This window comes from Flavobacterium piscis (assembly GCF_031457575.1).
GTDB classification, from domain to species: Bacteria; Bacteroidota; Bacteroidia; order Flavobacteriales; family Flavobacteriaceae; genus Flavobacterium; species Flavobacterium piscis_A.
Genome location: NZ_JAVDWQ010000002.1, coordinates 1 through 26,287 on the forward strand (window position 1 = coordinate 1; position 26,287 = coordinate 26,287).

Sequence of the window (26,287 nt, forward strand, 5' to 3'; positions counted from 1 at the left end):
TACAAACAAAGCCATCTTTCCATTTTATTTGTGCTAAATAAGCTTTGCAAGCTTCATCATCGGGCAATTCTTTTATAAAGTTTAGTATACTTTGATCTTCAAATACTTCCATAATGACTCATTTTAAAGATATAAATATACAGAAACTAAATGACTAACTCAAAACTTTTTTATTTAATAACGATTCTGCCATTCAGCAAAATTGTTTAAAAAATACAAAAATAACGGCGATTATTGCCGTCAAAATAGCTTTTTGTAAATAAACAAATTTATACTACCTTTACTTAACGGCGATTAACGCCGTAATAAAAGTAATTTTTAAATTATGGCAACAAATGTAACACGACGTAAAGAGTTGTATGAAATAATGCCAGAGGGTTTAATAACTACTCATAGGTGGCTTATGGAAAATAATTTCACTCGCCACGCAATAGACAATTTGGTCAAAAGCAATCAGCTGGAATCCATAAGCAAAGGTGTGTATGTTCGAAATGCCTCTAAAATATCATGGCAGTCGCTAGTCTTTTCGTTACAATCAATATTAAAAACAGATTTGGTTGTTGGCGGTCTAAGTGCGCTTGAAATACAAGGATTATCTCATTACCTGTCTCTTTCAGAAAATAAAATAGTTTATTTATTTGGTAATGATTTAATTCCTGAATGGGTTAAAAATTTAGATTTGCATGTGAAACTTGTGAGACACACTAGTAATAATTTATTTCCAAAACAAGATCAAGAAATGCATCCCTTTACATTAAAAAGAGATTGGGATAATGATAATAAAAAACTAATTATATCCTCACCAGAAAGAGCCTATCTTGAAGTGTTATTAGAAGTTCCGCAAAAAACAACTTTTGAACATGCTGATCAATTAATGCAGGGATTAACTACGTTGTCTCCCAGAAATCTTCAAAAAGTACTAGAAAATTGTAAAAACATAAAAGTAAAGCGACTTTTTTTTTGGTTTGCAGAACGTCAAAATTATGTTTGGTTAGACAAATTAAATAGAGAAACAATAACATTAGGATCAGGTAATCGTATGATAATAAAGGGTGGGAAATTAAATACTAAATATAAAATAACAGTTCCAGAATGGCTTTAGATGCAAAAGAGATTTATCGTAAACAAGTACAGCTTTTAATTCGTGTTTTGCCATTAGTAGACACAGAAAAATGTTTCGCTTTAAAAGGAGGAACCGCAATCAATTTATTTTACAGAGCACTTCCTCGCCTTTCAGTTGACATTGATTTATTATACATTCCAATGGACGATCGCGACACAGCATTAATTAATATTAGGGCCGCATTATCTAGAATCAGCAAACTTATACAGGAAAAAATACCCGGAAGCAGAGTACAAGATGCGCATGACCAAAGCGATGCTTTAAGACTAATTGTGAGTCAAGACGAAATACGCATTAAAGTAGAACTGTCTCCAGTAATAAGAGGAACTGTTTTTCCGGAAGTAAGAATGGAAATAGTGGAAGAAGTGGAAACAGAATTTGGATATGTAGAAATGCAGGTAGCATCGCATCCCGATTTATATGCCGGTAAATTATGCGCCGCTTTAGACAGACAACATCCCAGAGATTTATTTGATGTGAAATTTCTTCTGGAAAATGAAGGATTAACGGATGATTTAAGGAAAACTTTCTTAATATTTTTGATAAGTCATCAAAGACCTATGTCAGAATTATTAAATCCACATCGTAAAAACATCAGTGAAATTTATGAAACAGAGTTTAAACAAATGGCTGAAGTAGATGTTCCCTTGGAACAATTAGAAGAAGTAAGAGAACATCTAATTCATCAAATCAATTCTCAAATGACAGATAATGAAAGGCAATTTCTTTTATCATTTAAAAATAAAACCCCAGATTGGAATTTACTAGAAATGGAAAATATTGAGATAGTTGCGAATCTTCCTTCAGTACTTTGGAAAATGATAAATTTAAAGAGGATGCCAGAACAAAAACATAAAGAAGTTTATGGTAAATTAAAAAATGTCTTATACCCATAACAGTATAAGTTAAAATAATTTTTCATTTTTCAACTCATGTTAATGTCATGTAAAAAACTCAACACATTAAATTCTCATGTTAGAAAAATTCAAAAAAGTTAACACGTTATAAATGTCATGTTAATAAAACCATTTACCACAAAGGTCAAAAATAATAGGAATTGCTCTAAATGCTCAAGTGAGGAAAACAAGTGAGGAAAGTCAAAGAACACCACAAAACCTATTTTTAATAAAAACAAAATTAACTGTAAATCAATTTGATACAAAATTAAGTGCTTCAAATTTCAATTTTCATAACCCTGAGGTCACGGGTTCAACTCCCGTCCTCGCTACTCACAAACCCTTAAACATCAAATGTTTAAGGGTTTTTCATTTAAAATACTAATTTAAAGCTAGCAACGTGACAGACATAAAACAAGACCTCAGGTTCAGTGACATCATCCTTATTCCCAAAATAAAAAGCAATCGGTAAAAAAGTTAACACCACAATACGTTTTAACGTAATAAAGTTAGTCCAAAAAAATATACACCTAAGATTAAATTGATTTGAGATTCAAATATTGTGTTTTTTTTAGTTATGCACTTTCTATCAGCCGATGGCTAATAAAAAAGCTAAATACTGCACAAATTAATAATTGCATTAGAACAAAAATATATTTACAAAATTATACGCTTTAACATATAGAAAAATAATTTTTGTTAAAATTATACGTTTTTACATATAATTTATTATTTTTATATAAATTCGTTGTTAAAACATATAATTATGATAGCATTAGCAGATTTTGTAAAGCAGAAAAGAAAAGAAGCTAACCTGACTCAAGAAGCATTTGCTGAACGTGCAGGAGTAGCGCTTACAGTAATCCGAAAAATTGAGCAAGGCAAAGAAAACCTTAATCTAGAAAAGGTAAACCAAGTACTTAAAATGTTTGGGCACACCTTAGCCCCTACAAATGCCAGAGAATTATCTAAAAGCAGCAAACAATAACGATGAGAAAAGCTGCGATATACTATAAAGATCTCTTAGCAGGAATACTTACAGAAACTGACGAAGGTGAATATATTTTTCAATACGAAGAAAAATATGTTCAAGAACATCCTAAACAGTTTCTCTCGTTTACTATTCCAGTAAGAACAAAACCCTATACTGAAAAACGTCTATTTCCATTTTTTGAAGGATTGATTCCTGAAGGATGGCTATTAGACATTGCTTCAAAAAATTGGAAAATCAATCAAAATGATCGTATGGGACTTCTTTCGGCTTGCTGTCAAAGCTGTATAGGAGCAGTAAGCGTTCAACCAATACCACAAGAAAATGAATAATAAAAAATGTTTGTATTGCTACAAGGCATTGGATGAAGGTATTAGTGGCGATTTTCACGAGTATTGTAGTCTTGATTTTTTTGGAACCAAACAGCAGCCTTTATTCGAACATTCTCTCACACAGATGGCAGAATTGGCGAAAAATGTAGTAGAAAGAAGTGTGGCCGTACCAGGAGTGCAGCCTAAACTTTCCTTATCATTAGTAAATGATACCATTCAAGAAGGAAATAAAGGACGTCTTACTGTAGTGGGTACATTAGGTGGAAATTATATTTTCAAACCACCCTCCGACCATTTTCAAGAAATGCCTGAAAACGAACATCTAACAATGCGTATTGCAGAAGCTTTTGATATCAATGTTGTAAAGTCAAGTTTGATTAGATTACAATCTGGAGAGCTTTCCTATATTACCAAACGCATAGATCGAACCGATACTGGCGAAAAAATTCATATGCTTGATATGTTTCAGATTACTGAGGCTTTTGATAAATACAAAAGTTCAATGGAAAAAATAGGTAAAGCTCTAAATGAATATTCAGATAATACTTTATTGGATAAAGTGTACTTTCTGGAATTAGCTATTTTTAGCTTTCTTACAGGCAACAACGATATGCATTTAAAAAACTTTTCGATGATCAATAAAGCAAATCAATGGATATTATCACCAGCATATGATCTGCTAAACGTAGCTATAATCAATCCGGATGATACTGAAGAATTAGCTTTAACTCTGGAAGGAAAAAAGAAAAGGATCACATGGGAAAATTTTGAACAATTAGGAAAACTGTTAGACCTAAATGAAAAACAAATTAGAGGAATTAAAAAACGTTTCCTAAAAAATAAAACCATTGCTTTAGAATGGATAGAGAGTTCGTTTTTGTCTGACCAGTACAAAGAAAAATATAAAACTCTTTTGGAAGACAGATACAAAATCTTAAATGCATAAAATTTTAGAAACTAAAGTACATAGTTTTAAACTATATCTTAGACCAATAAAAAACAAACACTATTAAACATAAAATCAATCCTAATCTCAAGTGAGGAACTCGAGTGAGGAAAACCCAAAAAACAATATAAAACCAAATTTCCACAAAGGCATAAATAACTAACTATCAACAACATACAAAATTCACAAACTATTAAAACAGTTTTCATAACCCTGACTACGAAGCAAGATATACATATAAAATATAGGTGGCAATTTTTTTGCGAATATTCTAAGTGCTCGCCGCCATTGATCTATAATTAGGCTTCGGGATGATACTGGGCCTCACAAAAAAAACTGAATAAAATAAAAAAAGTTTAAAGTTGTTATCGTTATTTTTATCGTAAATAGTTACAGATTAAATCATAAACACTTAATATACTGTATTGTTATTAGGTTTAGTTTCGATTGTAAACTCCGCGCAGAAGTTCAAATTTCCATCAGGCTTTTTTCATTGCCAGATTTTTATAGTGAAAATTCAATATTTGAGAAATTACAGAAAAAACCGAAATTGATTTAGAAAATCTTCCTTAATTTTTTCTCTGCTTTTTGTTGCATATCCACCCTTCTTATTTACTTAACTAAAAAAAGTAAATTTCAAAAATCAGTTTTCCATTGATATGACTAACTAAAACATTTAATAGCAATCTCTTTGTTTATTTGCATAAGAATATATAAATACATCATTTGTTTTACAGGATGCTTCAAATTTTCTACTATCGTCAATACTGTAAAACTACATTTACAATCTTAAAATTCTACTAATTTCATGTGCATATAAATGTATAGTATTCAAAATAAATCATACTAAAAAAACATATACTTATATAAAGGATTTTAAAAAAACCTCTCTAATAACTAATAACACAATAATGAAAAAACAAATTAACAAATATGCATTTTTACTCCTAATTATTTTTGGAAACGGATATGCACAAACAAAAAAACATCTGGATATCAATAAACCAATTGAAGACCGAATTTCACTTCTGATGAAAGAAATGACTTTAGAAGAGAAAGTGGGTCAAATGAATCAATACAATGGCTCATGGGATGTTACCGGGCCAAAACCAGAATCAGGTTCTAATGAAGAAAAATATAATAATATAAAGAAAGGCTGGGTAGGTTCTATGCTGAGCGTAAGAGGTGTTAAAGAGGTTCGGACAGTACAAAAAATTGCTGTTGAGGAAACCCGTCTTGGCATTCCGCTTATTTTTGGTTTTGACGTCATACATGGCTACAAAACCCTCAGCCCTATTCCCCTGGCAGAAGCCGCAAGTTGGGATTTAGAAGCAATTAAAAATTCGGCCCGGGTGGCTGCTGTTGAAGCTTCTGCTTCCGGATTGAACTGGACTTTTGCACCTAATGTAGATATATCAAATGATGCACGATGGGGAAGAGTGATGGAAGGTGCCGGTGAAGATCCTTATCTGGGCAGTAAAATTGGCGCAGCAAGAGTGATCGGTTTTCAAGGAGAAAGTTTAAGCGCTAATACCTCTATAATAGCTTGCGCCAAACATTTTGCAGGTTATGGGTTTGTAGAAGCAGGTCGCGATTATAACAGTGTAGACATGAGTAATTCTAAGTTATACAATAGTGTACTACCCCCTTTTAAAGCAACAGTCGATGCAGGAATTCGAACTTTTATGAATTCATTCAATACTTTAAATGGGATTCCTGCAACCGGAAATAGCTTTTTGCAGAGAGATATTCTAAAAGGAGCCTGGGGGTTTAAGGGTTTTGTTGTTTCTGACTGGGCTTCTATAGCCGAAATGATTACACACGGTTACGCAGCTAATGGTGCCGATGCGGCTAAAAAAGCCGCCATAGCAGGTTCTGACATGGATATGGAATCAAATATTTACGTGGCAGAATTGGTGCAATTAGTAAAAAAAGGATTGGTAAAAGAGAGTGTTATTGATGATGCTGTTCGCAGAATTCTTAGAGTGAAATTTGAATTAGGCCTATTCGATAATCCTTATAAATATTGTGATGAAGCCCGTGAAAAATCAAATATTGGCAGTAAAGCAAATAATGATGGTGTTCTGGACATGGCCAAAAAGTCAATCGTTTTATTGAAAAATGACAAAAACCTGCTGCCTTTGAAAAAAAGCGGAGCTAAAATCGCCTTAATTGGTGCTTTGGCAAATGATAAAAACAGTCCTTTGGGAAGCTGGAGAATTGCGGCTGATGACAACACAGCGATTTCAGTTCTTGAAGGAATGCAGCAATATAAAAACAACTCATTAGTTTATGAAAAAGGAACGGATGTAGCTGTAAATAAACAAACATTTTTAGACGAAGTAAAAATTAATACAACGGATTTTTCCGGATTTGAAGCAGCAAAAAAAGCAGCAAAAGAAGCTGATGTTGTCGTAATGGTTTTAGGTGAAATTGGTTTTCAAAGCGGTGAAGGACGCAGCAGAACAGACTTAAATTTACCAGGTAATCAACAGCAATTATTAGAAGAAGTTTACAAGGTAAATCCTAATGTAGTTTTGGTTTTAAACAATGGGCGTCCATTGGCATTACCGTGGGCCGCAGAGAATATTCCCGCGATTCTGGAAGCCTGGCAGTTAGGAACACAATCCGGAAATGCAATTGCGCAGGTTTTATATGGTGATTATAATCCGAGTGGAAAATTACCAATGTCTTTCCCAAGAAATGTAGGCCAATGCCCTATTTATTATAATTTGTACAATACAGGAAGACCGACTGATAAAGATCAAAATGTTTTTTGGTCCCATTATTCTGATGTCGAAAAAACACCTTTATACCCTTTTGGATATGGATTAAGTTATACTTCTTTTGCATATAAAAATCTAAAAATGGCAAAAACTTCGTTTCAAAAAGGAGAAAAAATTGAAATCTCTGTTGACGTTACCAACACAGGTGATTTTGACGGAAAAGAAGTCGTTCAATTGTATCTAAATGATCCTGTCGCCAGTATTGTGAGACCAGTAAAAGAATTGAAAGGTTTTGAACTTATAGCATTAAAGAAAGGAGAAACTAAAACAGTTCAATTTACATTAACAGATAAGGAACTTGGTTTTTATGATAACGAAGGCAAATTTTTAGTTGAACCAGGACTATTTAATGTTATGGTGGGCTGGAATTCTAATGAAGGACTTTCCGGCAAGTTTGAAGTAAAATAAATGCTGAAGAATTTTAAAAAAAATCCGTAAAAATAGATTTTTCTTTTTTTACAATCTTATAGCCTGAGTACGATTAATCTTTCTAAAGTTATTAATCGAACTCAGGTTTTTGGCAATATGCTAAAATTTGTGAAGAAAATTTATGTGTTCTGTTTAGTTTTATTAATATTGTTTTTAAATGCTTAAAAAATCAATTTGCAAACTCATTTCATCTCAAGTTGAAAAACAATAATTTAAAGTCTAAATGAAAAGTATTAAATATATTCTTGTATGCTATTTTATGTTTATAAATTATCTGTTTTCTCAAGGTAAATTTGATAACTATCAATTTAGAAGCATTCAGGAAACTACTTCAAAAAGAGCTATTTCTTCTATCATTCAGGATAATAATGGTTTCATTTGGATTGGTACAAACGGTGCAGGTATATATAGATATGATGGGGTTAACTATTTTGGATATAATAAACATAATCAAAAACTAAGTTCCATAAACAGCAACTTTATTTATACCACTTTTATTGATTCTAATAATAATTTATGGGTTGGTACGGATGAAGGTTTGTGTCTGTACAATAGAGATTTGGATAATTTTACCAAAATCAATATTCAGGATGCAATTGTAAAAGGGTATACCCAGCCAATAACTATAAAAACAATTATTCAGGATAATAACGGTAATTTAATATTAGGTGCTTATGGTTTTGGGATATTCAACCTGAATATAAAGACTTTAAAAGTTTCTCTGGCTCAGTCAGAGATATTAAAACGGCCAAATTTGCTAATAAAATGTTCGGCAAAAAATAAGCAGGGAATAATTTATTTAGGAACTAACTATGGCCTTTTAGAAATAGATTTAAATGGAAAAATTAAGCAGGTTTATAAAGACAAATTTAAAAGAGAACCTTTATTAGATGACATAGAAAATCTTGTTATAGATAAATTTGGGTATTTATGGCTGGGAACGACTGAAAATGGCCTCATAAAAATTAAACCTGAAACAGATAATTACCAATTTGAAAACTATTTTATTACCAAAAATAAAATCCTGTCTATTGTAGAAAGCAGTCTTGGTTATATAGTTTGCGGAACCGAAAATGACGGATTATTTGTTGTAAATTATAAAGGACAGGTACTGCAAAAATATTTACACAGTAAGTACAACAATTTCAGTTTAAAATCGAACTCTGTTTGGTCTTTGTATGAGGATAAAGAAAAACGGCTTTGGTTAGGTTATTTCAATAAAGGGCTTGGCGTATTTGATAAACCTAATAACAAATTTAATTCACTTGAATCTCTCGTAAACAATGATAATTCTTTACAGACCAGTTATGTTACTTCAGTTGTAAAAGATAAAAAAGGCAATTTGTTGATAAGCAATGAAGGCGGAGGACTTGATATTTATAATCTTACTGATAAAAGTTACATTCACGTTAACAAAAACAATCAAAATTACTATTCCGGTTTAGATGCTGTTGATATTCAGACCATATTTATAGACAGCAAACAAAATATCTGGATAGGAAGCTGGGATCGTGGCATCTATTTTTTGAAAAACGGAACCAGCAAATTTATCAACTACAATACAGCGAATACAGCAGGATTAAAATCGAATCGGGTTTTTAGTTTTTCTGAAGATTCAAAAGGCCGAATCTGGATTGGAACTTTTATAAAAGGATTGCATTATTTTGACAATAAGAACAACATATTTGTGCATTGTGACTCTAAACCATTTGCAGAAAACGACTTGGACAAGGCTTTTATTCGCAAAGTTTTTGTCGACTCTGATGATGTTTTGTGGGTTGGAACAATTTTAGGATTGTATCAGGTAAGTTTAAAAGACGTCCCTAATTTTAAAGTGAGAAAAATGAGGGATGAAATGTTCAGGGACATAACGAAACATAATAGTATCCAGACCATATTATCCATTTATGAGTCCAATGATAAAACGATATGGGTAGGAACAGATGGTGAAGGATTATTTAGTTACAATAAAAAAAATAAGTCATTTTCAGATTATGACGCTTTTCCCGGTTTTAAAGAGAAATCTGTTCGTGCCATAATTTCTGACAACAATGGCTCTTTGTGGATAAGTGGCGGATCCGGATTAACAAAACTCGATTTCAAAAATAAAAAAAGCACCAATTTTAATAAAGACGATGGCCTTATCGATAACGATTTTAACAATAATGCTGTCTTTAAAGATGGAAACGGAAACTTGTATTTTGGAAGTTATGAGGGAGTAAATTATTTTAATCCTGCCGAAATCAAAAAAACAGAAAAAGCCCCAAGGCTGTATTTCAGTGATTTCAAATTATTCAATCGATCCGTAAAACCAAATGAAGAGGGTTCACCATTAACCAAAGTTATTTCTCAAACCAAAGAAATTATCCTCGACTATACACAATCTGTTTTTACAATTGAATACGTTGGAATTAACTATAATTATTCCAAAAAAAATCAATATGCCTATTACCTGGAAGGTTTTGAAAAGGACTGGAATTATGTAGAAAATAACAGAGCGGCTACCTACACAAATCTAGCGGCTGGCAATTATGTTTTCAAAGTAAAATCGGCAAATGCAGACGGTTCCTGGAGCGATACTATATTAGAACTAAAACTAAAAATCCTGCCTCCATGGTGGAAAACCTTTTGGGCCTACTTAATTTACACCTCTGTTTTAGTTTTCCTGATTCTATATTTTAACAAGCTTTATCAAAATCGTTTCAAGGCCAGACAGGCAATTATTTTGGAGAAAGAAAAAACAATTCAATTAGAGAAATTAAACAATAAGAAATTGCAGTTTTTCACGAATATTTCGCATGAATTCAGAACGCCATTAACACTGATTATTAATCCTTTGGAGGACATTTTAAGAAGTAAAAATGTATCCCGGGAAATACATAATAAATTAAAAATCGTACACAAAAGTTCCGATCGGCTTTCGAGGCTAATCAATGAACTTATGGATTTTAATAAATTAGAATTTAATAAAATTTTTCTCCAGGCCAGTAAAATTGAAGTGGTAGCATTTACACAAGGAATCATTAGCTATTTTGATGAAGAAGCCGCTGCCCGCAATATCACTATCAATTTTGAGTCATCCCTTGAAGAATTGGAAGATTGGCTGGATCCTAAAATGCTGGAAAAGATCCTGTTTAATATTATTTCAAATGCATTTAAATTCACTCCTGATGATGGTTTTATTACTATTTCTATAGATAATTCTGATACAGATCATTCATTGCTAATCAATGGAAATAAAGTTCCTTCATTTTCAATAACAATTACAGATACTGGTTCAGGAATTCGCAAAAAAGATTTAAACAGGATTTTTGACAGGTTCTACCAAGTCAATAATATAAATAAAGATTACTACGGCAGTACAGGAATTGGCCTGGAGGTTGTAAAAGAATTTATTGAGCTGCATAAAGGAAAAATTGATGTTGAAAGTCAGGTAGGAGAAGGCACAAAATTTATAGTGACATTTCCTTTAGGCAAATCTTTTTATAAAAAAAGTGAAGTAATTGATGATGTTTTTAAAATAGAAAAAAATAAAAACAAATTCCCGTTTGAATCTGCTAATATTCAATCTGAAGAAGATGAATTTACTGATGAAACAATTGAAGATTCTATAAAAACCTCAAAACCATATACAGTTTTGATTGTTGAAGATAATCCTGAATTAAGAAATTATTTAAAACAGGAACTGAGTAAAACATACAAAGTCATTGTAGCAGAAAATGGTAAAAAAGGGTACGAACTTGCTGTTCAAAAATTACCGGATATAATAATTACAGATGTCATCATGCCGGTAATGGATGGGTTGCAAATGTGCAAAAACATTAAAGGAGATTTAAAAACAAGTCACATTCCTTTATTAATGCTGTCTGCTAAAGCAATGGTAAAAGACAGATTAGAAGGCATAGATTCTGGAGCAGATATGTATTTGAGTAAACCATTTGAATTAGATATTTTAAAATCCAGTCTGGCACAACTGATTACAAGCAGGCAGATCATGTTTAAGAAATTTTATAGCGGAATCACAAAACAAGGGAAAGAAAAGACCACTTCGCTGGATAATGATTTCATTCAAAAAATCCTGCGCTTTATTAATGAAAACATTAGTGAGCCTGAATTGACTGTAGAACTATTATCATCCAAAATCTTCCTGAGCAGGAGTCAATTGTATCGAAAAATAAAAACATTAACAGGTGTTTCAGTAAATGAATTTATTAGAAATGTACGATTAGAAAAAGCAAAACAATTGCTGGAACAAGGCAATAATAATGTTAATATTAATGAAATAAGTTATAAGGTAGGTTTTACTTCCCCCTCCTATTTTGCTAAATGCTATAAAATTAAATATGGACATCTGCCTAAACAAGAAATAGCAACAAAAGAATAGGATAAAACTATCCGTTAAACATAAAAAAAGCTTCGATTTAAAATTGAAGCTTTTTTTATGCCAGACTATTTCTTTAAAGATTATTATTTCTCTTGTGTTGAACTAAACCACTCTGCACTGAAAGTGCAGAGGTTTGGTTGGCAGACTGAAAGTCTGCAAGGTTGCAGTACTTATTTATTAGCCACAAATTACACAAATTTTCACAAATTAATTAGCGCTAATTTGTGTAATTTGTGGTTAAAATATTTTTAGAAGCTAAAGCTAAATGCACTAAAGTGCATAGTTTTAAACTACTTCTGAGACCAATAAATTTACATTTTCAATAAAATTATTACAATTAAATTTTTTTAAAAATATTTTTAGTTTGTTTTTTTAGCAATGCTTCAGTGATAGTTTTTATTTGCTTAGTGATGTTTTTAATGAATTCAGGGGGTTCAGGAGCCCTTTTTGCAACAAATGGTGCACGATTTGCTTCATCCGTTCTACACTTGCAGTCAACTAGATTTTACATTCGTTAAGAAATATTTAAGAAATAGTTTTTGTCATCCACTCCAATAATCAACTTGATAAAAAGCAACATAATTAGATATTTTCTAAACTAAGATTAACTAATTATCAAACAAACTAAACTAAATTTTATGCAGAAAAGAACATTAAAAAAGCTATTGTTTTTAATAGTATTTATGTGGGGAAATTTTTTCTTCGCTCAGACTGTTAAAGGAAAAGTAACATCAGAGGGAGCCAATTTCCCCGGTGTTAGTGTAATAGTACAAGGAACAAAAAACGCAACTACCACCGATTTTGATGGCGGTTTTGTTTTAAACAATGTAGAACCAAAAGCTATATTGCTTTTTAGCTATGTTGGATATAAGAATCTAACATTGCCGGCAGACACCAAATCGGTGATGCAGGTGGTAATGGTCAGTGACCTTGAAAAATTAAATGAAGTAGTGGTTGTAGGTTATGGAACTTCAAAAAGAAAAGATATAAACGGAGCTGTTTCTTCTATTAAAGCGTCTGAAATTCAGGACAAACCCTTTACCTCCATCGATCAGGCTCTTGTAGGTAAGGCAGCTGGTGTAAATGTTACTCAAAATTCAGGTACGCCCGGAGGAGGAATCTCTGTTCAAATTAGAGGAATTACTTCTATTAATGGTAATGAGCCATTATATGTTATTGACGGAACGCCTGTTTTTGCTGACAAAAACAATGATACATTTTCTTTCAGCGCTTTAGGCGGAGGGAACGGACAAACTAAAAATTCTGCTCTGTCCGGTTTGAATATTTCGGATATCGAAACTATTGACATTTTAAAAGATGCATCGGCAACTGCAATATATGGTGCAAATGGTGCAAATGGTGTGGTTTTGATTACCACCAAAAAAGGAAAAAAAGGAAAATCAAAATTTACGTATGAAACGTATTTGGCTACTCAGGAAGTAACAACTTCTGTTGATGTTTTAAACTTGCCTCAGTATGCCAGATATCAGGCAAAGATTTTCAAATTAAATGGTGAGCCTGTTCCTTATCAATATCAAAAACCTGATTTACTAGGAAATGGAACGAACTGGCAGGATGAACTTTTCAGATCTGCTATAATGTACAACCATCAGTTGTCCTTTTCCGGCGAAAAAGAAGGAACACGCTACTATACCTCTTTAAATTATTTTGATCAGGAAGGAATTGTTTTAAACTCAGATTTTAACAGATTATCTATGCGGTTAAATGTAGATTCTAATGTAAAATCCTGGCTGAAAATTGGCAACAATTTATCGGTAAGCAAATCGTCTCAGCAAGTCGTAAGAAATGATGACAGAGGTGGTTTGGTTATGAACACGTTAAGACAATCGCCTGAACTACCTGTCAGATACGCAGATGGTTCTTATGCAGGCCCAACAGGTGGTTTAGGTTCTTCGGCAAATGAGGCAACGAATCCTATTGCTTTGGCGGAATACAATAATTCAACTACGGAAAGGTTTAAAATTAATGGTAATTTATTTGCTGACTTTACTCTTATCAAAGGATTGGTTTTTAGAACAGAATTAGGTTACGATTTAAATTTTTCAAAAAGTGGTGCTTTTGCCCCAAAATATACTTTAGGAAATGTATCGGAGCTTCTGAACAAATCATTCAAGCAACAGGATCAAAGCTATTATTGGAACATTAAAAATTATTTGACGTACAATAAAACAATAAGCGAAAACCACAATTTTACTTTCTTATTGGGTCAGGAAGCGCAGGAAAGTCAATACGAGTATTTAAGCGGATACAGAACGGGTGAATTTTTAAATAAGGATTTCACTAATTTAAATATTGGTGATATTGATACAGCCATTAACGGAAATGGTTCCGGAAGATGGTCTATGGCCTCTTATATTTCGAGATTGAATTATAGTTTTTCCGACAGATATTCTTTCTCAGCTTCTTTAAGAGCAGATGCCTCGTCAAACTTTGGTCCGAATAACAAGTGGGGTTACTTTCCTTCCTTTTCAGGAGGATGGACAGTTAGCAGCGAAAAATTCTTTGAGCCTTTAGCAGACAACATTAATTATTTGAAATTCAGAGCGGGTTACGGATCGGTAGGTAATCAAAATATTCCCGCAAACAGATATCAGACTATTCTATCGTTACTTTCATCTCCATTTGGAGGCGTTTCCCCAACAATTGATAATTTAGGTAATCCGGATATTAAGTGGGAGTCGCTTAAGTCTTTCAATGCTGGTTTTGAAGTGGCTATGATTAATAACAGAGTAAAATTAGATTTTGATTATTATGTCAAAAATTCTTCCGATTTCCTTACCAGGCAAATCAATGACGAATCAAATCAAAGTGCCCTTAATTATTACCTGAATACGGGTGAAATTGTAACTAAAGGAATCGAGCTTACATTGAATACCAGAAATATTGTTACCGATAATTTTACATGGGACAGTACTATTATTTTTTCAAAATACAATAATGAACTTACAAGTTTTCAGGGTGAAGGCAAATCGCTATTAGGAAAGGTACAATTCGATTTATATAACGTAACCCGAACTACAGAAGGAGAACCTGTGGGACAATTTTATGGGTATGTTACCGATGGTTTATTCAAAAACGATGCTGAATTAGCAGCAGGGCCAATTCAGGAAACCGGAACCGGAGTGGGTGATATTCGTTTTAAGGACATCAATAATGATGGAAAAATTGATGCAAAAGATCAAACAGCGTTGGGAAGTGCAATTCCTGATTTCACTTATGCATTTACCAATAACTTTAAATACAAAAACCTTAGTTTATCAGTTGTTTTAACAGGAAGTCAGGGTAACGAAATCTACAACTTTACCCGTCATTACACTGATGGAATTTATCCGGGATTTGGAGATCGGTTTGCAAATGTAAGTACCCAGGCTTTGAATGCTTTTGAAACCGGTGTAAACGAAAATACAGATGTACCAAGGATTACACTTAATGATCCAAATGGTAATGGAAGAATTTCAAGCAGATTTGTGGAAGACGGTTCTTATTTAAGAATCCAAAATGTCTCTTTGAGCTACGACTTGCCAAATACAATATTTGAAAAATCTATTTTCTCTAAAATCAGATTATATGTAAATGTTCAAAATTTATACACGTTTACTAAATATACCGGTTTTGATCCTGCTTTAGGAAATTTAGATCAGAATATAACACTGAGCGGTATTGACTTAGGGCGTTATCCTGTGCCAAGAACGACTTCTGTAGGGATGAATTTGGAATTCTAAGATTTATAAAAAACACATTTAACTTAATGACTCATAATCATTAACATAAAAAAATAGTTATGAAAAAACTTTTTAAACTTTTTATGATGGGAATGCTCATACCATTGCTGTCTTTATTATCCTGTTCAGATGAGTTTTTGGATGCACCATCTGAGAATCAATTAACACCGGGAGATTTACCGGAAGGAATTACCGCTTTTGACGGAATCGCCGAGAGTTTGTATTTCAAACCCTGGTTTACTTTCAACGATAAATTCCTGATCGCTGTTGGCGATATGTATGCCGGAAACGCCTTTACATTCGATGGTGCTTATGCGCAATTTAAAGATGCTCAGGTAACCTCACAAAATCCGATCCTGACAGAAGGATACGTTTCGTTATTTTCGGTTATCGACCAATCCAATAATCTGATGAGCTTAGTCGAAGAAAGAAAGAGCGAACTACCTGAAGCATCGTATAAAAATGCTATTGCCATATCAAGATTCATGAGGGCAAATGCTTATTTCTATCTGGTAAGAACTTTTGGAGCTGTGCCAATTATCAGTAAAGCAGGTTCTGCTGCTCAACCCAAAAGAAATATTATTTCAGATGTTTATAAATTTATAAAACTGGATTTAGAATATGCCATAGCAAATTTACCTGAAACCTCAGCCAAGAAAGGATATGTTAATAAAACGGTAGCCATGGGTATTTTGGCAAAAGTACATTTAACTTTAAACGAATATGCAGAATGTGCCACTTTGACCCAGCAAATCATCGGAAAACAATATTTTTTAATTGAGGATTACGGAAACTTATTCAGCAGTCCGGAAAATAATAATAGTGCAGAAAGTATGTTTGCATTGCAATGGAAAGCTATTGCAACAGAATGGGGAACACAAAATACAAACCAAGCCTACATTGTTCCCGGTGGTACTGGAATAACCGGCGGCGGTGACGGATGGGGAGTGTACCTTCCTTCTATTTCATTGCAAAATGGATTTGAGCCAATGGATACCAGAAAAAAGAGTACGATTATGACTGATGGCGATTTTTATCCTGAATTGTTAAAAAATCAAGGTGGTTTCACTTATAAAAAAATATACTCCTCTACCTCAGCCAACTTCAGAAAATACATTGTAGGTTCAGCAGCAGAAAGAAACGATGTATTTTTCATGAGAACTTCGCAAAACACGATTATCTTAAGATATTCTGACATTTTATTAATGAATTCCGAAGCAATTTTAGCCGGAGCGAGTTCAACAACTTCTGCAGCTGCTTTAAGTTCTTTCAATGAAGTGAGATTAAGAGCAGGGTTACCTACTAAAGCAATACTGACAAGAGATGATTTGTTTAATGAAAGAAGAGTTGAGTTTGCACTGGAAGGACAATATTTCTTTGATTTAAAACGTCGTGGTCTGGCTGAGGCAACAGCCATTATTTCAAATCAGGAAGTTGGTTTTTATTCGGATGATGCCAGAACAGAATTGATTTCTATCAAAATAACTCCCGGAAGCAATTATTTTGAATTGCCATTACCACAATCTGCTATTGATACTAATCCATCATTATTGGAAGCTCCGGTTCCGTTTAACTTTAATTAATTTATACTATGATCAATAAAATTAAATATAGAATACTTATTCTTTTGGCGTTAGCTTCATTTACAGCTTGCCAAAATGATGACATGACTACTGCAAATATAGATGCAATGGTTGCTGAACCGGGAGATTTACTGAATCAGGCCTTTCCACTAAATAAGGTCAGGGTCGAAGGCGAAGGTTTAACGGGATTAAAAAAGATTACACTGGATGATAAAATTGATGTCAGTTTCAATCCAAACCATAATTCAGATAAAGCCTTTATTTTTACTGTTCCTTTTGATGAAGAACTAGGGAGTAGATTTGGCGTCCAGCCTATAACATTTGTAACGCCAACAGGTTCAGTAACAAAAAATATCGAGATTTTACAGCCTGTTCCTACCATTACAAAAACAATTCCGGCTGTAGCAACTCCGGGATTTCCGCTGGAAATTGAAGGTACGTGGTTTTATAATATTTCTTCGGCAACTTTAGGAGGAAAAGCACTGAGTTATACTCCAAAATCATCTTCTTCAATTATTATCAGTTTGCCTGCAGATGCAGTTTCCGGATCAGAGTTAATCATCACTACACCGGGAGGTACAGCTAAAACAACAATAAATTTTGCCACATTAGTTCTTGTGTCTGATTTTGATGGAAATGGTTCCAGAACGGAGTGGAATGCATATGGCGATATCGATAGTTTTAACGCAAACACTACAGGGGGACCAACAGGCAATTATGCAACACTTGCATGGACTGGCTCAACTGCTAATGGTTATAACGGCAGCAGTGCCGGAGGAGGAACCAGTTTTCTAAGTACCTCTAATACTGATGCTGCAAGAACTTTTATAGATATTGATGTAAGTGCAAATGTTGTAGGTGCTCAATTCGCTATACAATTAAACACTATTGATGGTAAAGACTATGGCTATAATTTTAAAGTAACTGATGTTAATTGGACAACAAAAACCATAAATTTAGCTGATTTTAAAGATAATTATGGGTTTGGAGAGCCTGCCACTACGCTGAATGCTTCTAAAGTTAATGAAATTAAGGTAGGGATAGTTCAATCAGATACTCCTAATCCCAGCATAATAAAATATGATAATATTAAAATTCGCTACCAATAATTGATGACTGTATGATTTAATAAAAAGGAGGTTGTCATCAAAAACAACCTCTTTTTAAAAACTAAATCATATCATAAATAATAAAACAGAAAGTATAATAAGAGTATTCCCAAAAAGATATTCTACAATAAATAACAGTATGAAAATTAAATTTTTACTAGTGCTCACCAGCCTCTTCTTTTCTTTAAATTCCTGTTCGAAAGACGAAAATGAAGCTGACACTACTTTAGAAACACCCATTGCAAACGCCCCAAAAGATGTAAATGACAATGGTTTTAGAGCGAAATGGAATTACGTTTCCCACTCTAAAAGCTATCTTTTGGACGTTTCAACCAGCGGTAATTTTGAAACATTTGTACCTAATTACAATTCAAAAGAAGTAACCGATTTAAACGAAGTCGTAAGTGGTTTAACAGGTGGTACCCAATATTATTACAGAGTCCGAGCCAAAAATGAGGCACAAATTTCAGATTATTCTAATGTAATCAGTGTTGTAACTACAGGTTCAAATGGTATTCCCGAAGACCCTACTTTTTTAAAGGTAAAAGCAAATAAATTGGCAAACCCATTTTTTGTTGGTATGGCAGTAAAAGCTTCACAATTAACCAGTGGAAGCCAGTATGATGTAATTTTGAAAAATGAATTCAGTAGTATTTCTGCTGAATACGAAATGAAAATGGATCCAATTTCTACGGCAAGCGGAGTTTACAACTGGACAGCTGCTGATAAAATTGTAGCTTACGGAAATGCAAATGGCATCAATGTTCATGGTCATGCTTTGGTATGGCATAACGCAGTTCCTCAATGGCTAAAAGATTTTTCAGGTACAGATGCCGAATTCGCTTTAGAAGTAAAAGAATACATTACTGACGTTGTTACTCATTATGCGGGAAAAGTAAAATCCTGGGACGTTGTAAATGAAGCGGCAGATGATAATGGCGGGAACATGAGAAATACTATTTTTCTTCAGCGAATGGGACCTAATTATATAAAAGATTGTTTTCAGTGGGCCAGAGCTGCAGCAAATGCAGCCGGTGATACCTCTTTATTATTGTTTTATAATGATTATGCTACATCCACCAATATCCCAAAACAAGATAGGGTTTTTAGCATTGTAGATGATTTAAAAGCCAGCAATCTAATTGATGGAGTTGGCTTTCAAATGCATAATACGTATTTAAGCCCAACCAAAGCCCAAATAGAAACTGATATCAACAGAGCAGTGGCAAAAGGGTTAAAAATTCACGTATCAGAGTTAGACATTCAGGTAAACCAATTTAATGACATCTCTACTTTTACAAATGAAAGAAGATTAGCTCAGAAAGAGAAATACAAGGAAATGGTAAAGATTTATAGCGCTCTTCCGGCTGCTAATAAATACGCTTTGACGATTTGGGGAATGAAGGATGATGAATCCTGGATTCCATATAGTACAGAACTGAACCACGTTGGAAATGACTGGCCTTTACTGTATGATGCAAATTTTGCCATAAAAAGTTCGCATACCGGATTCTTAGAAGGTTTGGATTAAATTTCAAACCATATTTGATTAAGTCATTTATAAATGGATTATTTATGAAAGATCAATAATTAATAAGGTTTGAGAATTAAAACTCTTAGGGTTATTAAAAAACCTGTGAAATATAGTTTTCACAGGCTTTTTTTTGTTTCATTTTAGAAAGTATAAAATCTATTACTATGTACTAAGTTGATATTAAATTGCTTCTCATTCAATAGCGTCTACATTCTATAAAAAAATCCAACTCAGTTATAAAAAAATATTCCGGTATAAAGCTGCTTCATTACTTTATACCGGAATATTATATTTAAAAGTTCAACTTATATTATATTAAATTGGTCTTTTGTAAACGGTTACATCATCTACCCACATCATTACACTGGTAAATAACTTTATTTTATTTGGATCTATAAAATTGGAATCTTTTGAGCCAACGTTCACATTAAAAATAACAGAGTGCGTCCCGAAATTATTAAAATTAAGATTGGCTGCGCTACTATTAGTATATGTTGCAACAGTTATATTATCAACCTTTATGGTCACCGTTACGACATTGTTTTTCATTTTCCAAAAAGATTCATACAAATGCCATCCGTTATTTCCGTTTATATTAAAATTAGCCGGATAGTTTCTTTCTGCTGAGTTTCCTAATAAATTATTTCCAACAGAAGTTCCGTAAAAAATATTGGAAGTAAAACGGCTGGAATTAGGTGCAAAAGAGTAACCTTCCATGATATCGATCTCCCCTTTCGTTGGCCATCCATTTCCCTGCACGGACCAAAACGCTGGCCAGGCACCGTAAGTGTCGGTAAAAGACTTGTATGCCCCACCGTCCAACGCTATTAATTTAATATTAGCAGAAAGCATATATTCAGTATTGTTTTCCGGTTTGTATTGGTAATTAGAAGTAATGAAACCAGATTGGTATTTGTACGTACTCAATTTTGTCGTCTTAATTTCCAAACATTGTTTTCCATCTCTCCATTGTGTGGTAGGAACTGAACTATGGTAGTCACAGTACCAGGAATTATAATCTGCTCGCTGTTCTTTTGTCCATTGTGACAGATTAGAACCTACATTAAATGTATCTTCAAATTGTTTCACCCAGGGTGCTGCTGCATATTTACCGGTATTGTTTTTAACTTCAGTTTTCAATTGATTTTCTGCTATAGCATCAGGATTATCCGAGCAGTAGGTAAATCCTAATGAACATGTTAGGAGTAATGAGATCAAACTAAATTTTTTCATAATTTCTTTTTTAGTGGTTAATTTATAGTAAAGTGTTAATTGAAGCAGTTTTTACGAGTAAAAAACCTACTCTAAGTCAGGATTATTTTTGAAAACAAGCAAACATAAAATACTGTTTATCAACAATAAAACATTCAATTAAAGTAAAATGGTTTTGATAAAATTAGTTTAATATCAATAATCCAAATGCAGTATTTGAAGCAATTGATACGACAAATGATGTATAAGAGTAGCATATTAAATTCTATGTACTGAATTTTGGAAGAATTAAAAGCGAAAGTCATTAAATTACATTGTAACGTCAAAAAACAAGTTGTTTATAAGCAAGTATCGGATATGCAAATAAAAACTGCACATTAAGTTAAGCTGCATATAATTATTAATGACAAAGGAGAATTACTGAGCTTTGCTGTAACTCAGGCTAATGTTGATGATAGAGAACCACTGAAAAATGAAGGTTTTCTGAATGCTGTTTTTGGAAAGTTATTTGGTGATAAAGGCTATATAAGCAAAACTCTCCCAATTATTATTTGTTGATGGAATCCAGCTTATTACAAGCATTCGCAATAATATGAAAATAGCTTAATGGAAATGAGTGATAAAATTTTGCTTCGTAAACGTTCAATAATCGAAACCGTTAACGATGAGCTTAAAATATTTGTCAAGTTGAGCACTCTAGACATCGCTTATTTACTAACTTTCTGTCAAATCTAATTGCTGGAATAATTGCTTATAATTTTCTGCCAAAAAAACCTTCCTTGAAATACGAAACAGTAAAAACTAACCAATTATCAGTCTTTATTAATCGAGTTCAGGTTAATAGTAAGCTCTGGAGAAGGTTTTAATGCCTATTTAAAAGACTAAGCAGAAATGTTCAAATACTTGCTTTTTCCTGAAATTTCATATGAATATTTAGTTTGAATTTTTAAATTATCTCCTTCAGCAATAAAATCTTAGACAATGCGCTAATTCAAGATAACAACAAATCCAATCTTAAGACTGGTTTTTCCAATGTCATTTTCTTTGGTTATAACACTTATCGCTCTTTTTTTTTAAAACTTCATTACACAGCGAAGTCTAAACTCATGACTGTACTTAACCTTTCTTTCCATAAAAATACCCTCAATAGTGTCTAACTTTTTTTGAGGGCATTTCATTGTCGATGGTTTTTATATGAAAAAACCGCCTCAAATTTTGAATTGAGACGGCTTTTAAAAACAGTAGGCACTTCTACCAGAGTTGGGATTGTTTGATCTCGTGTTTACCGGACAAATAATGGTATAACGCGGATCGTTTTATATCTGAGCATAATTTTCTTTATCAAGAGTGTGAGCGATTTATTTTTGGAAGTTCTTCTCCAATCAAATCAGCAATGTCCTGACAGTAAATTCACGATGCTTTCTTTTTAAATCGTGTATAAATTAATTATTAAAGGGAGTTAGCAACCATTCTAAAATGAGTTGTTGTACTTGTAAAAGTGTAACCTCTATAGCCAGTAACCGGTATCTCAGCAAAATAAAGACCATTAGGATTCATAAATTCATCATCAAGCGCTTTTAAGAAAGATGGAGGTGAGATTGCCGGTCCTTTTGGAGTAACACCTGAAGACCCAGCGGCTGCAGTACCTGATTTCCAAACACCCGAAGTAAATGTAACCGTCTTGTTTACATGATCTGCTTTTATAGTAAAGTAGTGATAATATCTTTCTTCCGTTACGTTGTCACCAGATCTGTATTCTATATAATTAGTTCCATCATTATTATTAAACCAAAGCTGTGCTCTAATAAGAGGTACACCACTAACTTTTTCTATGTCTTCTAATAAAGATAAAAACAAGGCAGAGTTTTGCCCTTCTAATTCTGTAAAATTATACATGTAAGCATAGACATTATTTCCGCTTCCAGGCAATAGCAATTTATAATCATCTGTCAAAAACAATGGTTTACTATCATATTTAATTGTAGCACTCACTCCATTTACACCTGTTGCAGTAAAATTTCCTGTAACATCATCATAAATAAATTCAGTTAATTGCTCGTTATTGACCACCACAGCCGGACTTACAATAATACCTGTTTTTGTAAAAGCAATACCCATATTATAACTCATGCTGTAACCCTGCTCTACAGAATTTGCAGTTGCAAATCGAGATCTGGGAGCATAATTAAAGTCTAATTTATGAATATCAGTACCATCATTAATTTCCAATAATCGAAAAAAAGGGCGTTTATCTGAACCAACTACATTTTGAGCCATTTCTGTATTTAATTCCAAATCCATCCAATCTTCAGCCGTAGCTTTTACGAAGCGTAACTCCTGAAAACTTCGGTTGGTTTTAAAAATTATTTCATCATTTTCCTGGCCGTAATATAAAAACTGAAAATCTCCTTTGTATCCTTTACCTTTTAATGCCGATGTAGGATAATCATTGGAATCAGATAACAGGTGTATTCTGTTTTTGGTAGAGAACAATAAACTAATTGTACTCCCAATCTCAATACTATAATCACTATTATGAATACTGGTATCGTTATCAAAATCCGATGCCATATCTACTTTTCCGTCTGCAGTAAATCTAAACAAATGTGTAAATCCCCCAAGTTGTGTGTCATCTGTAAAATAAACTGCTTTCCATCCAAATTCAGACGAAAGCAAGAGATCATTAAGCTCTTTTTTCTGAGCATTTATTCTTTCAGCAGGCGTCTTATCAAATTTTTGTTCTGCTTCATTACTATTACAGCCCCCTAATTGTATAGCAAGAAAGGCTATAATTAGAAACCTAAATATATTTTTTATTTTCATAGTGTTTTCTTTTTTAGTTATCCTAAATTAAATTGGCTTTAATTTCCATTTAGTACAGCAGTGGTATTTTTTTCCGCTTCATCTCTTAAATCATAAAAGTCCAGATTGAACTCTTTTTTGAAATATTTGACAACAATAACTTCTTTGGCTCTTATGGCTGCAACTGCTGCCTCACTATGAATACCTGCCAAAAGGGCTTCATATTCATCTTTAGAATTTATTAGCATAACAGAAGCCATTTCAGCAAAATCCTCATTAATATTCGATTTTGCATACGCTGTAATAAACCCTTCTTCATTAGCATCGGCATCCGAGATAGCATACCAGTTTGCCGTATAACCTGATGGTGTTATTGTTGCCATGGATTTTTCATCATATGGTTTATGCTGATTCAAAATATGAATGTATTCATGCTGAATCGTATGGATAAATTGTTTTACGTTTTCCCTATCTGTGATATCTACATTATCCGTTTCAAAAAGTGTTACTCTTTGTCCGCCTTCTGCCAAACCCAAAGTAAGCGTTCCGGTTAAATCTAAATTTGCTCCCCCAACCATTACAATTTCCCGGGGAGCAATTTTCTTTACAAAATCAGGTCCTGCAATTGCATTATAACTATCCAGCCAAATTTTTTGTATAACTTCTAAAACGGGCTGTACTTTATTTTCCTCAGGCGGATACAGGTAACGATTATTGTCAACAGCATTCTGGTTCCATTTGTATTGGATGTTTATATTATAAGGGTTTAAATAATTATCCGTAATCCAATTATCTAACGCTGATTGAGGAGGATTTGTGACATCTAATTGGCTACCTTCAGGCTGATCTTCACGTGTACATCCCGAAAAAGCAATTGCAGCTATTGCCAAAAAAGTCATCGTATATTGTTTTACTATTTTCATGTGCTTGATATTAATTTATCTTGGATTTTTTTCGATACCATTTATTGATGCCTGAAGTGGTATTTGTAATGCCCTGCGATTGTCATCTTTAGTTAAGACATTTGTTGGCTCATTGTAGATTTGATGCGTAACCTCTAAATTAAATCGTTTAATGTCAAACCATCTGATACCCTCATGTATAAAATCCCTTCTGCGTATTTCTGCTATAGCTTTTATATATGAATTTTGCAAATCTGTCAGAGCATAAAAAGGAGTATATTCATTTGGGATTACAGGATATTTACTAACTATTAATTCATTTGTTAAAATATCGGTTTCGGGATCATAATCCATCGTTCTTATTCCAATAAAATATTGCAATGCTGCCAATGCTTCATCCATTCTGTTTGTCATCACAAGTGATTCGATTCGATTCAAATAAACTTCATCATTACTGAATAATACTAGTGCATCATATCCATTACCAATACCTGCATTGGCGTTTGTATACTTGAAATATTCATCAAATTTGGGTACAAATGCTGTATTGTTATTATAGGATAAGGGTACGTAAAACCAATATTTATTAAAAAAGTTTGTTGCCGCACCTAAAACTTCATCTTGTCTGGATAATGTAAGCTGAAACCTGTTTAAATAAAAAGATCTTGAATAATTAGATAATACTGAGGCAATCAGTAAATTTGTATCCTGAGTTGGCTCGGCATAAATTCTAAATTGAGTACTATAATCAAGACTCTGATAATATGCAAAATCTCTTAATTTTCTATCCGGATTAGCTGCTAATTGATCCGTAAGTTCAATAACTCTGTTCCAATTTCCTTTTATTAAGTAAAAACGTGATGCAAAAGCTTTGGCAGCTTCTTTATTAAAATGGAATTTTGGGTGGTTGTATTCGCTTGTAACATATTTTAAGCCCTCTTCGATATCACTTTCAAGATAGCCAAAAACTTCGGCTACAGAATTTCTTTTATATTTTTTGATCAGTACATCTTCCGGTTCTGTTAAATACGGTATTCCTAAATCTGTATCAGCTGTAGCCGGATCATAACGTTTAGACCAAAAAGAAACCAGCATAAAATGTGCATACGCCCTGGCCAGCAGTGCCTCCCCTTTTTGTGGATTAAGATTTCCAGGGCTACCAAGCTCTTCTATAGCCCTAAGGGCTGTATTAGCGTGCGCAATTGCCTTATAACAGGCATCCCAATATCGCTCCTGACTCTCAAGATTAGAACTATTACTGTTCATTTCCCAGTTGTAATTTTCTGTATTTTGAGTGTTAAATAATCCCGGATCACCACTATCAAAAACATTGTCAGTCATGGTTTCTGCAAACTCCATATAACATGCGTCCGGATAAGCATTAACCAATAATTCAGAAATTTTTTCCGGGGTATCTACTTGTGTCCTGTTGTCAGGTATTTCAGAGAGAAATTCATCACAGCTACTAATACTTGCAAATAGTAATAATGCCAGTATAATTTTTATTTTTTTCAT

Annotated in this window: 16 protein-coding genes and 1 pseudogene; 12 read left to right on the plus strand and 5 right to left on the minus strand. The window is 33.2% G+C overall.

All coding sequences use genetic code 11. The features are described from left to right. Nucleotides 1–112, minus strand: a 112-nt coding sequence (locus J2W48_RS03065; protein WP_310279135.1) for a transposase, incomplete at its 3' end; no start/stop codon positions are given. 213 nt (nt 113–325) lie between these two features. On the opposite strand from J2W48_RS03065, the gene J2W48_RS03070 reads away from it, so the two are divergent. The 11 genes from J2W48_RS03070 (at nt 326) to J2W48_RS03120 (ending at nt 19,853) form a co-directional block, all read left to right on the plus strand. Further along, nucleotides 326–1,102, plus strand: a complete 777-nt coding sequence (locus J2W48_RS03070) for a type IV toxin-antitoxin system AbiEi family antitoxin domain-containing protein (RefSeq protein WP_310277918.1) — start codon at nt 326–328, stop codon at nt 1,100–1,102. Beyond that, the gene (locus J2W48_RS03075; protein ID WP_310277921.1) at nt 1,093–2,019 is read left to right on the plus strand and encodes a nucleotidyl transferase AbiEii/AbiGii toxin family protein; all 927 of its coding nucleotides are present in this window, start codon (nt 1,093–1,095) and stop codon (nt 2,017–2,019) included. Before J2W48_RS03070 ends, J2W48_RS03075 begins: the two co-directional genes overlap by 10 nt. 766 nt (nt 2,020–2,785) lie before the next feature. Continuing rightward, nucleotides 2,786–3,007, plus strand: coding sequence for a type II toxin-antitoxin system Y4mF family antitoxin (locus tag J2W48_RS03080; protein ID WP_310277924.1), 222 nt, complete (start codon nt 2,786–2,788; stop codon nt 3,005–3,007). 2 nt (nt 3,008–3,009) lie between these two features. Continuing rightward, nucleotides 3,010–3,342, plus strand: a complete 333-nt coding sequence (locus tag J2W48_RS03085; protein ID WP_310277927.1) for a HipA N-terminal domain-containing protein — start codon at nt 3,010–3,012, stop codon at nt 3,340–3,342. Further along, nucleotides 3,335–4,288, plus strand: coding sequence for a HipA domain-containing protein (locus J2W48_RS03090; protein ID WP_310277930.1), 954 nt, complete (start codon nt 3,335–3,337; stop codon nt 4,286–4,288). Before J2W48_RS03085 ends, J2W48_RS03090 begins: the two co-directional genes overlap by 8 nt. A 911-nt stretch (nt 4,289–5,199) precedes the next feature. Next, nucleotides 5,200–7,482 carry a beta-glucosidase BglX gene (bglX, locus tag J2W48_RS03095; RefSeq protein WP_310277932.1) on the plus strand — a complete coding sequence of 761 codons (2,283 nt, stop codon included), beginning with the start codon at nt 5,200–5,202 and terminating at the stop codon, nt 7,480–7,482. A gap of 244 nt (nt 7,483–7,726) precedes the next feature. Further along, a complete protein-coding gene (locus J2W48_RS03100) occupies nt 7,727–11,887 on the plus strand; it encodes a hybrid sensor histidine kinase/response regulator transcription factor (RefSeq protein WP_310277935.1) in 4,161 nt (1,386 codons plus the stop codon). A gap of 638 nt (nt 11,888–12,525) precedes the next feature. Further along, a complete protein-coding gene (locus J2W48_RS03105) occupies nt 12,526–15,630 on the plus strand; it encodes a SusC/RagA family TonB-linked outer membrane protein (RefSeq protein ID WP_310277938.1) in 3,105 nt (1,034 codons plus the stop codon). A gap of 59 nt (nt 15,631–15,689) precedes the next feature. Further along, the gene (locus J2W48_RS03110) at nt 15,690–17,213 is read left to right on the plus strand and encodes a RagB/SusD family nutrient uptake outer membrane protein (protein ID WP_310277941.1); all 1,524 of its coding nucleotides are present in this window, start codon (nt 15,690–15,692) and stop codon (nt 17,211–17,213) included. A gap of 8 nt (nt 17,214–17,221) precedes the next feature. Beyond that, complete coding sequence (locus J2W48_RS03115; RefSeq protein ID WP_310277944.1) at nt 17,222–18,322, plus strand: hypothetical protein; 1,101 nt, start codon at nt 17,222–17,224, stop codon at nt 18,320–18,322. Between the two features lie 139 nt (nt 18,323–18,461). Further along, on the plus strand, nt 18,462–19,853 hold the full coding sequence (locus J2W48_RS03120; protein WP_310277947.1) for an endo-1,4-beta-xylanase: 1,392 nt from the start codon (nt 18,462–18,464) through the stop codon (nt 19,851–19,853). 318 nt (nt 19,854–20,171) lie between these two features. Here the strand turns inward: J2W48_RS03120 and J2W48_RS03125 are convergent, their stop codons facing one another. Continuing rightward, the gene (locus J2W48_RS03125; protein WP_310277950.1) at nt 20,172–21,089 is read right to left on the minus strand and encodes a glycoside hydrolase family 16 protein; all 918 of its coding nucleotides are present in this window, start codon (nt 21,087–21,089) and stop codon (nt 20,172–20,174) included. Nucleotides 21,090–21,488: 399 nt separating this feature from the next. On the opposite strand from J2W48_RS03125, the pseudogene J2W48_RS23050 reads away from it, so the two are divergent. Continuing rightward, a pseudogene (locus tag J2W48_RS23050) lies at nt 21,489–21,803 on the plus strand (transposase). 714 nt (nt 21,804–22,517) lie between these two features. Here J2W48_RS23050 and J2W48_RS03135 read toward each other — a convergent pair. From J2W48_RS03135 to J2W48_RS03145, 3 genes are read right to left on the minus strand one after another with little or no spacing between them, the layout of a single operon-like run. Further along, nucleotides 22,518–23,891, minus strand: a complete 1,374-nt coding sequence (locus tag J2W48_RS03135) for a DUF4302 domain-containing protein (protein WP_310277952.1) — start codon at nt 23,889–23,891, stop codon at nt 22,518–22,520. A 38-nt stretch (nt 23,892–23,929) separates the two neighbouring features. Beyond that, the gene (locus J2W48_RS03140) at nt 23,930–24,793 is read right to left on the minus strand and encodes a zinc-binding metallopeptidase (RefSeq protein ID WP_310277956.1); all 864 of its coding nucleotides are present in this window, start codon (nt 24,791–24,793) and stop codon (nt 23,930–23,932) included. A gap of 15 nt (nt 24,794–24,808) precedes the next feature. Continuing rightward, a complete protein-coding gene (locus J2W48_RS03145; protein WP_310277959.1) occupies nt 24,809–26,287 on the minus strand; it encodes a RagB/SusD family nutrient uptake outer membrane protein in 1,479 nt (492 codons plus the stop codon).

Excerpts from the sequence above, each read along its gene's own strand:
- J2W48_RS03070 (WP_310277918.1), top strand. The coding sequence starts at position 326 with ATGGCAACAAATGTAACACGACGTAAAGAGTTGTATGAAATAATGCCA.
- J2W48_RS03075 (WP_310277921.1), top strand. The coding sequence starts at position 1,093 with ATGGCTTTAGATGCAAAAGAGATTTATCGTAAACAAGTACAGCTTTTA.
- J2W48_RS03080 (WP_310277924.1), top strand. The coding sequence starts at position 2,786 with ATGATAGCATTAGCAGATTTTGTAAAGCAGAAAAGAAAAGAAGCTAAC.
- J2W48_RS03085 (WP_310277927.1), top strand. The coding sequence starts at position 3,010 with ATGAGAAAAGCTGCGATATACTATAAAGATCTCTTAGCAGGAATACTT.
- J2W48_RS03090 (WP_310277930.1), top strand. The coding sequence starts at position 3,335 with ATGAATAATAAAAAATGTTTGTATTGCTACAAGGCATTGGATGAAGGT.
- bglX (WP_310277932.1), top strand. The coding sequence starts at position 5,200 with ATGAAAAAACAAATTAACAAATATGCATTTTTACTCCTAATTATTTTT.
- J2W48_RS03100 (WP_310277935.1), top strand. The coding sequence starts at position 7,727 with ATGAAAAGTATTAAATATATTCTTGTATGCTATTTTATGTTTATAAAT.
- J2W48_RS03105 (WP_310277938.1), top strand. The coding sequence starts at position 12,526 with ATGCAGAAAAGAACATTAAAAAAGCTATTGTTTTTAATAGTATTTATG.
- J2W48_RS03110 (WP_310277941.1), top strand. The coding sequence starts at position 15,690 with ATGAAAAAACTTTTTAAACTTTTTATGATGGGAATGCTCATACCATTG.
- J2W48_RS03115 (WP_310277944.1), top strand. The coding sequence starts at position 17,222 with ATGATCAATAAAATTAAATATAGAATACTTATTCTTTTGGCGTTAGCT.
- J2W48_RS03120 (WP_310277947.1), top strand. The coding sequence starts at position 18,462 with ATGAAAATTAAATTTTTACTAGTGCTCACCAGCCTCTTCTTTTCTTTA.
- J2W48_RS03125 (WP_310277950.1), bottom strand. The coding sequence starts at position 21,089 with ATGAAAAAATTTAGTTTGATCTCATTACTCCTAACATGTTCATTAGGA.
- J2W48_RS03135 (WP_310277952.1), bottom strand. The coding sequence starts at position 23,891 with ATGAAAATAAAAAATATATTTAGGTTTCTAATTATAGCCTTTCTTGCT.
- J2W48_RS03140 (WP_310277956.1), bottom strand. The coding sequence starts at position 24,793 with ATGAAAATAGTAAAACAATATACGATGACTTTTTTGGCAATAGCTGCA.
- J2W48_RS03145 (WP_310277959.1), bottom strand. The coding sequence starts at position 26,287 with ATGAAAAAAATAAAAATTATACTGGCATTATTACTATTTGCAAGTATT.